This is a genomic window from Bdellovibrionales bacterium (assembly GCA_016714165.1).
GTDB lineage: Bacteria > Bdellovibrionota > Bdellovibrionia > Bdellovibrionales > UBA1609 > JADJVA01.
Window position 1 is genome coordinate 1603750 of sequence record JADJNU010000001.1, and the last position, 13209, is coordinate 1616958.

Annotated in this window: 7 protein-coding genes; 3 read left to right on the forward strand and 4 right to left on the reverse strand. The window is 46.7% G+C overall.

Annotated features, from left to right (window positions below; translation table 11 throughout):
* Window positions 1-359: 359 nt before the first annotated feature.
* The 3 genes from IPJ71_07120 to IPJ71_07130 are packed head-to-tail and all read left to right on the forward strand — an operon-like array spanning window position 360 to window position 6109.
* Window positions 360-3455, forward strand: a complete 3096-nt coding sequence (locus IPJ71_07120) for a hypothetical protein (GenBank protein MBK7843452.1) — start codon at window positions 360-362, stop codon at window positions 3453-3455.
* Entirely contained in the window at window positions 3434-4903 is a 1470-nt protein-coding gene (locus IPJ71_07125; protein MBK7843453.1) for a hypothetical protein, read from the forward strand. The genes IPJ71_07120 and IPJ71_07125 overlap by 22 nt, the downstream gene beginning before the upstream one ends.
* A 3-nt stretch (window positions 4904-4906) precedes the next feature.
* Window positions 4907-6109 carry a hypothetical protein gene (locus tag IPJ71_07130; protein ID MBK7843454.1) on the forward strand — a complete coding sequence of 401 codons (1203 nt, stop codon included), beginning with the start codon at window positions 4907-4909 and terminating at the stop codon, window positions 6107-6109.
* 156 nt (window positions 6110-6265) lie between these two features.
* On the opposite strand, the gene IPJ71_07135 is transcribed toward IPJ71_07130, so the two are convergent.
* The 4 genes from IPJ71_07135 to IPJ71_07150 form a co-directional block, all read right to left on the reverse strand.
* Window positions 6266-7219 carry a hypothetical protein gene (locus IPJ71_07135; GenBank protein ID MBK7843455.1) on the reverse strand — a complete coding sequence of 318 codons (954 nt, stop codon included), beginning with the start codon at window positions 7217-7219 and terminating at the stop codon, window positions 6266-6268.
* 25 nt (window positions 7220-7244) lie between these two features.
* The gene (locus IPJ71_07140; GenBank protein ID MBK7843456.1) at window positions 7245-9758 is read right to left on the reverse strand and encodes a homocysteine S-methyltransferase family protein; all 2514 of its coding nucleotides are present in this window, start codon (window positions 9756-9758) and stop codon (window positions 7245-7247) included.
* A 106-nt stretch (window positions 9759-9864) separates the two neighbouring features.
* Window positions 9865-11346 (reverse strand): DUF4445 domain-containing protein, encoded by a 1482-nt coding sequence (locus IPJ71_07145; protein MBK7843457.1) that lies wholly within the window; start codon window positions 11344-11346, stop codon window positions 9865-9867.
* Window positions 11330-13183: a bifunctional homocysteine S-methyltransferase/methylenetetrahydrofolate reductase gene (locus tag IPJ71_07150; protein MBK7843458.1), complete on the reverse strand. Its 1854-nt coding sequence runs from the start codon at window positions 13181-13183 to the stop codon at window positions 11330-11332. The genes IPJ71_07145 and IPJ71_07150 overlap by 17 nt, the downstream gene beginning before the upstream one ends.
* Window positions 13184-13209 lie beyond the last annotated feature (26 nt).

Genomic DNA, 13209 nt, shown 5'->3' on the forward strand with positions numbered 1-13209 from the left:
CCTCCTCCAAAGCGGAAGATTGATTGTTTGAGTCGATCTGGAGTCAGCAGTTTTTACAGACGTCTGTAAGGAAAGCTGAACCAAATTGAGCTTATTAAAATTGGTCCACAATTCAGAGATGAATGCGCGGGCTCAAAAAAAAGCTATTGAGATTTTGAACTCCATTCCTTCGCAAAATTTGATTTTAGAAGCTTACCTTTTTGGTTCTGCTGTTGGCGGGAATTTCACGATCGTCACCAAACCTCTAGCATCAAGGATTTCTTTGAAGACAGTCGATTTCGATACTACATACGATATTGACAGTTCAAAGAACGCGATGTTAGGGGTCTTCCAGAACTCATTTCTTTCTGGGGGTGGAGGTGAATATTCGTTTCATTCTGGCTGCGTGTATTTTCTTAGTTTCTCTCCACTCGATAGGAAATGAATCTCCTCACAAGAAAATTCGTGACACTCGCGGACCTGAGTATTTACACCGTGCAATTGAACTGTTCCCCGAAATTTTGTTGAGTTCGGTTGATAACCGTTTGGATTTTGTTGGCTTTCTTGAAAAACGCGCCGAGCTAATCCAGAGAACCAAACCATTGATCACAAACCAAGATCGATCCCGTTCACTAAAAACCATAGTGATTGAAACTCAGGAAAATAAACTTACTCGGCTAAAGGTGATTGATCTTCAATTGTTTAAAGCAACTTCAGCTGATGAGGTCGCTTCTATTGGGGCTTCGTTGCAAATTAATTTGGAAACTCTGTTGAACCTAAGCAAAGGCGAAACTCTGCGCATCACGCTGGCCAAGCTCCTGAAGAATCATCCTGAAAAGGCCTCCTTGCTCAAGTTGCCTGACGAACAGTTATTGGACAAGCTGTCTCAAGAAGCGCAGATTCCGCCCAACACCTTAGCAGGCCTCCGGATTCGAAGAGAACTTGAAAATGAAGTGGTCACTCGACTTGTTCAAGTTCTTCGGGAAAGTAATCTGAAATCTATTCCTGAAAGGGCCTTGCGATCAACAATCCGAGATGTGCTGCAGTCTTTTCCCTCATATGAAGATATCTACAGCCTCGCTCTTAATATGTTGAGTGCGCTAGCGGCTAAGGAATTGAGCACTGCTGCAGTGACAGTCGAAGATTCAGTTCAATCGCGACAAGGACTGGTTCTCTACGAGTTGCCTGCTGACCTCGCGCTCATCAAGGGTCTGCTTGCTCGTGACTGTAGCTCCACGACTTGTATGGGCTATCCGATGAGCGCAAAGGAGAGAGTTTTTCTTGCTGTCGATCTAGCTACCGAGACACGACTCGGCATAGCTGTCGGAACCATGGTCAACCATCCTGAGCACCCAGACTTCTACCTTCACACCGTCAATGGACTTCGCTTGACCGCTTCTCATATAGAGTTGATTTTAAATGGTTTTTTTATGTCGAGACAGACTCTTGGATTCTCGAAACTACTTCTCCCCCCTCCAGATAAGATCGATGAAAACGTGAATTTTTTGAAAATTGCTGAAGTCCTGAAGCACTATTCAATCGGCGCAATGGATCAGCCCATTGACTTTATTGATGCTCCTTTGCGAAATGTCATCGAGGAGTTCTCGACTCGTTCTTACGACTCGATGACAGAGAACTCACTGGGCCGAAGCATTGAACCGACTGCTGACCCTACACTCAGCATTTCCGTTCACGACAGCAACCCGTATGCTGATGAGCCACCAAATATTCATGAGCTACAGCCAGAAATGTTTCGTCCCCTTCTCCTTGTTTTGGGGGCGTCGGGCGCAGAAGGCCCAGCTCAAGAACTTGCGAGACTCGTCGGATTTGAATACTCCAGCTTGTCGCCGATTTTCAATGCACTCAAAAATACTGAGAGAATTCCTCTCATGGAATATCGCCGGCAACGCAATCGCTTTCTTGACCAAGAGGATTTGTCGACCAGAAAAATTCTACTCAGCTTCCAACCTGGTGCCTTGCTTTCGCCAGATGCCTTTGCATTTGAAAATCTTGAGGAAATTGCGCCTATTTTAATTGGAAGAATCCATCAGATTTTTTTTCTTAATAACGACCCCACTCTGTTTGATTTGCTAAAAAAACTGGATGCACCTATCAGATTTAATCTGGCAAAATATATTCTATCCTCCTTGGAAAAATTTCGTTCCCCTTCGACCCAAGAGGAATTTCAAATTTTGGTGCAGAGAAAGCGTCTTCTTCAGGAATTGATTCCGTTTGTCGAATGGATCGAGTTCATCGACAAGCTCCTTGCAAGTGGCATGAGCCTCTCAAGCTGGTTGGATTTTGCCTTTGATTATCCCGATTCTGTAAGTCAGGATATCTCGAATGCAGTGGCCAATCATGTAAAAGGCAAGTCAGGGCTTTCTGAATTAATCGAACAGGGCCAGAAACACCTTGACGAGGTAGCGCGTCTCGCAAGCAACTACACAGAGATAGAACTCGCCGAGATTGCCAGACAAGAATGGTCGAGCCAAATCCTGAGCTTAGCGCTCAACATGGTCATCGAAAAAAGGCTCACCCCAGCCGAGATGGCCGAAGTGGCGATGATGCTTCATTTGCCTGACGCACAAGCTATTGTTCCCTATTTTCCTTTTCTGGTCCCCCATCTCAATATCGAATCTCTTGAGTTGCTGCTTAATTCTCCGCAAACAATAAGGACCGATACATCAGACGAGATACTCTTGAATCTGGCTTTAATTTCGTTGTCAGCGAAGATGAACTCCGCAAATGAATTCAGAGATTTCAAGCGTCGATTGTTCAAGCTTTTTATTAGAACTCCTTCACTAACGAGTTCACTCATTGATAGTGCAGGCGATCTTAGGAGTTCGGCCGATCTTCAAGATTGGGTCGAATTGCTTTGGTCTAGAATGGAGTTGCTCCCCTATTTTGACGAGAGACTTGTGATGAATTCTATTTCGAAGGTAACTGACGACAAGTTTGTAGCTTGGGTCAAGGAGCTCCTTGAAAATAAGCCGCAATTCTTAACCTCTCCGGCGGTCCAATCCCTAAGATTAAATTTGCTATTATTACAAACAAAGTCCGTTGATTCATTTGTAAGTCTCTTGGAAGTGGCACTCCAGACCGGGAGACCAATTGTCCGTTTGGGCGCCGTGGCACATCTTTCAAGAATCAGCTCCTCCGTGGAAGACACTCTTCGAGCTTTAGTCCTGCTCAAACCAGATCAAGGGTATTTTAATTTGGTCATGAATCACATCCACTCTTTAAATGATTTTGAGACTCTTCTATCATCCCACTTTCAGGGACAACCATTGAATCAGGTTGAACTCTTCAACTTGTTTTATCTCTTCCTCGTGACCCAAGAACCGCAGGGGCGTGGCCAATTCTCGGCGGAAAGTTTTTCCGTGCTCTTACGAAAATATGGGATAAGTGAAATGGCAGCCTATTTACCAGCCCTTGAAGATAAAAAAATGGGATCATGCATAAAAAGGCTTCTTTGACCGGCGACTCGGGGAGCGACCCTTACCTAGACATAGACATCATCAAGTTTTATGCTCGGATAACTGCCCAAATATTAAATTGCTTAAAAGGAATCATCTCGATGCTAATAAAATTGTCGCCAAAGAAATTGTCGCTTTTCATTGGACCTTTTTTGGGTGTCACAATGGCGATCGCCTGTCTGTTGGTAGGCCTTCGCGCTCAGGCTTGGGGTGAAAGGGGCCACCACCTCATTGGGCACACAGCCGCACTTCTCATGGAGAGTTTTTCCGACAAAGAAGCCAAGGATCGCGGTCTTCCCACTTTTTTCAAGGACCGCGCTCACCAATTTGGTCATCTCTCCAATCTTCCCGATATTTCTTGGAGAGAAACCACTCGGCAATCCAAAAGCGCGATGCTGGCCAACGGCCCCACTCACTTCATTGACCTGGAGCTTCTCGTTGGCTTGCCCACAAAAGATAACAAAGCCTCCTACCAAAAACTCTTGCTCGGTTTGCCCTCTGATTACTCAGAAGTTCTGGAGAAATTCGATGGAAAGCCAAATCCTATCTCCGCAAATACCGCCTCCCCTCAAGTCTTGCGGGTGTATTTTGACGTGGGCTCAGCGCCCTGGCGTGTCCGTGAACTCTTTGAAAAAATGGCTGCGGCCTTTGCCTGCGCGAAAGGAAAAGAAACCGGAGTTTCATCCCAATTGATCGACGAGAGACCAAAATGGCATCTGCCAATCATTTCTCAAGAGAAGCCGCCAAGCCTCGGTTTTAATTTTTACTCTTGCACCAAAGAACAGTCTCGACTTGAGGCGATCTCCGCAGCTTTGGCAATTGGAGGAGTCATGGGACATTTTGTGGGCGACCTCACACAACCCTATCACACAACGGTTAACTACGATGGCTGGGCCACCGGAAACGGAAAAGCACACGAGTACTTTGAAAGCACTGTCGTTGACAGTCTTGAGCTCTCAATTGAAAATCAGGTTTATAATCGTGCAAAGTCCTCTTCTCTCAAACACATCATCGAAAAAAACATTGGTGTTGACTGGAAGACCAAAGGAGCCGCCTCTTCCTTTGCCTTAGCCCTCGCGGCAAATTCCTGGAGTCGGCTTGACGAAGCCATTCGTATTGATAAAAAATATGCAATTATTCAAGCCATCTCGACCAAGGATTCTTCTGTTTCTCAGCAGAACGAAGCTAAAAATGGATTGCCCCCTTTGCGCCACCCTGCTTCTTCCCAAAAAGTGATCAAAGCATTTACCCCAATCTTAATTGAGCGCCTTGCAATCGGATCTCGAGCTTTGGCAAAAATTTGGTATCAGGCCTGGATCGAAGGCGGAAAACCCAACTTGGCTGATGTTCGTCCCACTTCCATTCCCTATATTTTAGATGTACCCTTCTTGTGGCCAACCTATGATGATGGGGCCTTGAAAAACCTTAGCTCCAAGAAGGATGAGTGATCTATGGCTATAAAATTTTTCATTCTTTCGGCCCTGCTTTTTCTCTGCCGAGTTACGACCACGTTGGCACAGGAAGTTCCCTACGCACTCCCTCAAAAAGCCAGAATTGATACGGGACCCGATGAAATTTCACCCGAGAAGGGAAATTCTGATCCTCTCAATAAGCAAACGAAACTCTTAGAGTCAAAAAAAATAAAGATAGCTGAAAATCAAGTCAATGAATTCGTCGGAGTGGTTCAGTTTGTTAAAGGCTCAGTGACCTGGTCAGGAACAGAACGCAAGGATCCCATTCAATTCAAAACTCTCTTCCGCTGGAATGAGAGTGCTTTCGTCGATCAAGATTCCTACATAAAATTTATTTCAAGAGGTCGCTGTACGGCGGTTGCCTACGGAAAATCACAGATTCAATCTCCACTGCCTTCTGCCGATAGCTCCTGGAATTTTAACGGAGGATCAGCCCGATGGATATGCGGACCCGATCAGTCGGATCATCTCCGCGTTGATGGACACGCTTTGAGCCTGAGCGATGCCGAAATCTTCTATCATCGCCTCCAACTTTACGTCTTGAGGGGAAGAGTCTTGTCTGAATCTGGAGAACTCCCCCCTGGAGCAACCTACGTTTGGGAAAAGCAGGGCTGGAAAGTAAAACACTCAAGCGAAGAAGCCTTCCTGAGCTGGAAACTCAACCAAGATTTAGAAGCTCCGAAAGAAAGCTACAAATTGACTCAACCTAAAAGGAAAGTCAGCAGCCGATGGTCTTTGGGGCCCTTAGGAGGAAACATCCAGTTCAACCACGCCAATTATCTCTTTGAGTTGGAGGACAATGAGAATCACGGGGCCCGTTTGCAAACTAACTTTAAGTTTGGTGAGAAGTCCTATTTGGTCGGTCTTAATTTCTATGAGTCGGACAAATCGGATAATGATGCAGGATCGAAATTTCATTCTGGACCTCCGTCGACATTTAATGTTTCCAATCGTCTTGAATCTTTCGTTCTTGATGTGGGACTGCGCTCCGAGTTTGAGCGCGAATGGGCTTGGTTTTTTCGTGCCGGAATTGGACATGATATTTTGGGAATGGATAGTTACGGCCCCAGCTTTAGTGTTCATCGTGACATTTCTTCTCTGAGCGGAAGACTCTCATTGGGGCTCGATCGAATATTTTTTTACAGAAACACTTGGCTGGGGTGGCTTGCTTATTTCAGCTGAGATCTATTTTCATCAAGCGCTTCGGTATCAAGGCACAAAAAAACGTGAGCAAGAGTACTTTTCAGGACCAGAGCCAACGGAATTGGACAGGGACAACGAAAAGTTCGCCCACAACGCTTGGGGTCTATTAGTTCATCTCGCGCCACTCGTTCAGTTTTAAAATTCTTCCTTAAGTCCGTTGAGGTCAAATGGGACCTCTTCGACGGCAGGCTTCCAATCATCTGGCGCGCCTAGGATCTTAACGGCCTCAGAAGATACAAACTCTCGATCATTTTTAACCAATAGAGAAGTTTGTTTGATCTCGTTGACAAGAGCTGGAGCTATCGCATTAACGATAAGAGGCTTCACCTCTTCTCTTTTCTCTCCCTCTGAGGAACCCTGTTTGCTCTTTTCACGAACTTGTTCGACGACAACCTGTTGACCAGAATTGACGAGAACACTTTGGCCCGTGTCGACCTGCTCAACTTGAACGGCCCCATTTAGAGTTGCCTGTTCAGTTATTTTTGTGTTGGGCTCAAAACTCAGATAGAAATCGGTTCCTCGAACTCCCGCAACGGCAGTGGCAGTCCTCATCCGAAATCGACTCTGTTTTTTTTCTGGTTCAGTCTTTTTAGCATCAGATTTTGAATCTGGGCCTGAACCTAAGCCTGAACCTGAATCTGCCCCTAATCCTGAACTTGAACCTGAGCCTGAATCTGAACCTGTGCCTGGATTAAACAATGTTCTGATTTTACCGTAGGCCAGATGTACCAGAGTCGGGCTGCCTGAATTACTCGCGTATTCCTCAATCGATATTCTGGTGTGTGGCCCCAGTGTCAACAGGACGTTGCCTTTCAATCGAACTTTCGCACGAGCAGATTGCAAAGTGACGATGATATCTTGGCAGTCCACAACTGCCTTTCCATTGGCCACGATCGCCTTGCGGACGGCGTCCGCTTTGCTTTCCGCTCCACCCTTCAGTCTGAGTATTTCCACCCTGCCTTTCGTCAATTCAATTCGCCCACAGTCGAGAGCCTCGGCGTGCACGGGAATAAAAAACATCGAACTCATCAAACAAACGGGAAAGAGAAAATAAAGGCCACGCAAACCATTTAAAGAAAATAGAATCACTCCGTCCTCCTTCGCTCTCGGTTTACTAAAGGGTCATATATCCTAGAGCTGAAAAAACTCGCTCCGTCTCTCCTACCAAAGTACCCACGTCCTCACAATGCCCGTCGGCCCCAATCTCGCGAGCAAAGTCAGAGGTCACTGGCGCACCTCCCACCATAACCCGAAAATCCAAGCCCCTGCGACGATTTTCTTCTACAAGTTGTTTCATTTGGACCATCGTTGTCGTCATCAATGCAGAGAGGGCGATAATTTGGGCCTTATTCTTCTCGGCCGCCAAAAAGATTTCATCCATGGCGACATTGCGACCCAGGTCGATCACTTGATAGCCAAAATTTTTCAACATGAGAATACAGATATTTTTTCCAATGTCATGAATGTCGCCCTTCACCGTCGCAAAGACAATCGTACCACGAGCTTCTCCACTCCCCCCGCTGGTTTTGAAAAAAGGCTCAAGAAGGGCCACTCCTAATTTCATTGCCTCAGCCGAAGCAACGAGGTGAGGAATAAATCTCTTTCGCTTCGCAAACAGATCTCCCAAGTACCTAATTCCAGGAGTCATGATCTCCAAAAACAAACTGAAAGATTCATCTGACCTCGTTTTTAGAAACTCCCTAATGTCAGTTTGTATTTTGTCTTTCTTCCCATCAACAATATCCCAAAAGATCTCCGTTTCAAGCGCATCAAGATCCAATTGCTTAACGAAATCGTCTCCTTCTTCAGACTTCGTCTGAAGGGGCTGAACCCCTGAAGAGGCAGAGTCGGTTCCCTCGCTGATTGGCTGAGACCACTTATCTAAATAATTTTCGACTGCGGCTCCCCTGGGACCAAATAGTTCAGCCGCCGCCACTCTGGTGGCTATCTGATTTTCAAGTACGTTCATGATGGCACTGTTCAGCCCTCTTTGCACCGCCATCATCAAATAGGATTGGTGAACAAATCTTCGGTTCGGCAATCCAAATGATGAGTTGCTCAAACCAAAAGTTGTCGCACAACCCAGTTCCTTTTGAATCAGCTCAATCGTTCTCAAACTTTCTCGAGCTCCTTCTCTCATTGCCGAAACAGTTAAGGCCAAAACATCAAAAACGACATCGTGCCGATTAAATCCCGCCTCTATTAGTCGATCCAAAATTTTTCGCGCATAGATCAGGCGATCTTCCGCTTTTTCAGGAACCATCGTCTCGGTGATCAAGGCGAGCATCGCTCCACCGGTGCGCTTTGCAATTGGAATCACTTCTTCAAGTTTTTCATCTTCAGCATTGATTGAGTTGAGAAGAGGTCTTCCGTAGTAAACTTCTCCCCCCATTTTGAGAGCCAATGAAAAGCTTGAATCAATCACCAAAGGCACTTCGACCGAATTCTGTAATGTCGTGATGACCTCTCTCATCATCTTTGGCTCGTCAATCAAAGGGACTCCCACATTGACATCCAGGCACTGAGCCCCATTTTGAATTTGCAGATGAGCATCGGCCAGTAGTGCTTCGATGTTTCCTTGCCGGATCATGTCGGCCACTTTTTTTCGTCCTGTGGGGTTGATTTTTTCGCCGATCATCACAAAGGGATGCTGAGGTCCGATTCCCACGGCCCGTGTTTTTGAGGCGATCAAAACACGTTGATCGTCAAGAGGTTGGCTCGCTCCAAAAACTCTGTCTCCCTGACTATCAACGTAGTGCCTGATAGCTTTAATATATTCTGGTGTTGTTCCACAACAGCCACCCAGTATTCTCGTCCCGCGCTCAAAAAACTGTGGAATGTATTCGGCCATTTGAACAGCATCCATCGGAAACACTGTCTCGCCATTTCTCAACTCTGGCATGCCCGCATTTGGCTGGATGGCGATTGGCAATCGACTCCAGACCTTCATTTTCTCGACCACCTTCAACATCGCCTGCGGACCTACCGAACAATTGGCACCAACTGCATCACAATGGTATCCCTCCGCTATCGCCACACATGCCTCAGGGCTAATTCCAGTGTCTGAAAAAGTATCCGTGTTAAATGTCATCAGACCAATCAGCGGGACTTTTAAACTGAGATCGCGCACGGCTGCCAATGCCGCTTTGAAATCCATCGAATCAAACATTGTCTCAACAACAATCAAGTCGACGCCTTCGTCGATCAAAACTCGAGCCTGTTCCCTAAAGATCTCAAAAACCTCATCAAAAGATCGCGATCCCGTCGGAAACACGGTATCCCCACAAGGACCCAAATCGCCCGCCACGAAACACCGCTCACCTCCCGCTCGTCGAGCGATCTCCACGGCCCTTGCATTGATATCAACAAGTTTCGAGTGAGCCCGATATTCGTCGAGGCGCCAGCGCGAAGCTCCAAAAGTATTTGTGATAAGAATATCTGCTCCAGCCTCAGCATACTCTTTTTGTACACCTTCAATCACTTTTGGATTTTCTAAATTCCAAAGATCAGGGGCGTGTCCGGGGGGGAGTCCCCTTTTCATGAGGAGAGCTCCCATCGACCCATCAAAAATCATCAATCGAGAATTCAAAGCCTTGCGAAATTCCTGGTAGCGTCCTTTTTGTATCAAAACTCTCTCCCTTACTTCAGATAAATTCAAACTTATTCAAGCACCATCACTTCAGTCCTTATGGGATGTAAATTCACTGCAAATTCACGGAAAATTCACGGCAAATTTACGGATGCAAATTCATGGATTCAATAAACATCGCTTGGAACTCATCTTTCAAAGCCAAATCGACCGGAGTCTTGACTTTATCGATCCAAGCAGCAAACTCTTCTTTTTCCTCATTAGAAGCCAGACCCCAAGCAATAGTTCCTTTTAAACTGGAATTGCCGATCGCTTCCATTTTCATATTTGGTAGGAGTCCCAGCTCAATGGCAGAATCTATCGGCAGATGTTCTCCAAACGAACCCGCCAAAATCAAACGCTCCGCTCTTTGACCGCCCTCTTTCATAATCAGCTCAACACCAGTCCGAATGGCTGATTTTGCTAACTGAAATTCTCGAATGTCGTCTTGATTCAAACCCAAGTCTGGATTCAACGAAATCTTCTTTGCATCGAGGATCTCTCCCTCCGTGTTAATCAAATTAGCTTTGAGAGCTTGGGCAACGGCCTGAATCAAAGCCGAGCCACAAATGCCGCGCGGGACGTCCTCATCTACCACATCAAATGTCCAAGCTTTCTCCTTCGGGTCATAAAGAGGATTGATGATTGCTCCCGACTCAGCCCTCATACCAATACTGATATTCGATCCCTCAAAAGCAGGTCCCGCAGGCGTACTTGAGATCAAGAGTTTTTCCCCAGTCCAAAAAATAATCTCAGAGTTGGTCCCAACGTCCAAAAGAATCCAAGAGGGTCTACTCATTTCGCCTTTCTTCCATAAGAAAAACAATCCCGCCCACAGATCCCCTCCCACAAAACTATTCAAAAGAGGTAGACTTGTCCAATCGCCCATACCCGCCAGATTTGTCTTTGCCTCTTCGAAGGAACAAGGTTGAAACGGAAAAACGGCCAAGCTATCGATCGACCACTGATGCAAAAACGAAATCATCGCTGAATTGCCAGCAACAAGACCCATATCAGAAAAATGATATTGCCCAGCCTCACTCTTGATTGTTTCCAAAAGTTTTTTGATTTGGCGAACCAAGCGATAGTGAAGCGGCTCAACGCCCAGTCTCTGGGCGTATTCGAGCCGAGTCATGACGTCGGCTCCCATAATCACCTGACTGTTCAAGCCCCGCACTCGACACCATTCTCCATTCTTATCTATCGCGGCCATTTCCAAGCCCGTTGTCCCCGCATCAAAAGCGATCCACCAATCTGAAACAGGAAGCCGCAAAACTTCAAGATGCTCTCCCACTTGATAAACCTGTGGAAATTCAATTTCCATTTGAGATTTTGGCCGAATTTGGCAACTCAATCGCCAACCATCTTGAAGAGCCGTTGCAGAAAAAGCTTTGCTATCTGCTCCGGACACGGGCGCCGTGCCTTTGACAACTTTCACTCGGCACTGACGACAAACACCCTTGCCTATGCAGCTCGAACGAATGGGCACCTCATGCGCGTACAATATATCGAGCAGCGTCGGTCCCGCGAGAGAGACCTTCATCTCCCATGTCTGCCCGCGAGAAAAAGCCTTAATTGGAAAGGGCATGAATCACATCCAAGGCAAAACCCACACGATTAAAAGGAGCGCTCACCTGAAAACCTGCCACCAGATTCTTTGCCTCGCTCATTGTCTTCATAGCGATGTCCATTCCTCTCTTCATCGATTCTCCCTTATCACCCTGAGCTTTCTCCATTTCACAAATCACCCAATCGGGAACCGACACTCCAGGTACCTCATTTTTTAAAAATTCAGCATTGCGCAGACTCACCAGAGGCCAGATACCCATAATTATGGGAATGGGTGAACCGCCCAATTGATCCATGAAGGTCAGATAGGCTTCAAGATCATAAATGGGCTGAGTGATCGCGTAATCGGCGCCCGCCTCAATTTTATATTTGTAACGATTGATTTCTAGTTCCCGATGGGATGCCGTTGGATTGAGTGCCACTCCAACACAGAACCGAGTCGCTGATCCCATACTCGCTCCCCCAAGATCAAGTCCGCTATTCATGCGCGAAGCGATGTGGGTCAATCCAATCGCATCAACATCATAAACTCCGGTTGCCCCCTTCATGTTTCCCAGTTTCGGAGGATCTCCAGTTACCAAGAGAAGGTTTCGTACTCCCGCCACATGACAGCCCAAAAGATCGCTCTGTAAACCAATAATGTTGCGATCGCGAGTGGTCAAATGAGGGATCGCTTCTATTCCTATTTCGCTTTGAATGTGAGCCGCCAGATGAAGAGAGCTCAAGCGAGCCACTGCACGCGCGCCATCCGGAATATTCACATATTTGACTCCACCCGCTTTGAGTTCGCGACAGTGTTCTAAAAAACTCCTGGTGTCAGCCCCTTTTGGCGGGATGATCTCGATCGAAAATACCTTCCGACCAGCCTTTAAATCTGCCCCTAATTCACTTCTCTCACCTAGATCCATCGGCTTTGCTGGCTGATCCACCAGTGGAAGCGAAAAATCAAAAGTGGGATTTTCCTTTCGCACATAGTTTGTCGCCATGCGAACCGCGTTCGTCAGAGCACGAATATGAAGAGAGTGCACTCCGCAGTGTCCCCCAACGAGGTTAGCTCCCTGCTGAATAAAGCGCTTACCATATTTTGCTAGATAGTCTGGATTACAAAGATAAATCCATTGATCATTGACGTATTTCGGCATTCCCGCATTGGGCTTGAGGCTAATCAATCGCTTTGTGAGTGGCCTTGTTCGATCAAGAGCCGTTAACATTCCGCTCGGACCCACCTCTCCGCAAAATCCCAAGACGTCCAGGTCATACTCTTCTGCGAGGCGAACCAAGTCTTCTGGAGTGCTTCCGTAGGAGGAACGCATGTCTTCATTTAAGCTCAAATGCGCAAACACAGGTTTATCGGAAACCTTCTTGATTGCGACGATGGCGGCCTCGAGATTTCTCAGGTTGTGAAATCCTTCAATTGTAAATCCATCCACCCCTGCCTCGTCGAGAGTGCGCGCAACTTCTTCATACAAAGCCACCGCTTCGAGATAGGCCGTGGGTCCCAATGGTTCAATCATGACAGGCAATGGTCCCATCAATCCGATCACGTAGGCCTCTTCACCGGCCACTTCTTGAGCAATTTTTACTGCAGCGTCGAGTATTTCCTTCTGCTGACCTTGCAATCCGTACTCAGTGAGCTTTGGTTTCGTCGCGTTAAAGGTATTTGTGGTCAGCAGCTCAGCTCCGGCTTTCTTAAAGTCAATCAATACCTCTTTGACAGCCTGAGGGTCCGTCAGGCAAAGCTCTTCGAAACTCCGATTGATGTAATAACCTCTCTCGTAGAGAGAGGTTGCCATCGCCCCGTCAAAAACAATTGGCTTTCCTGTCTGAAGATACTCCGATAAAGAAATACGTTTCAATTTTTTCGCCTCCCCTATTTTCTCAT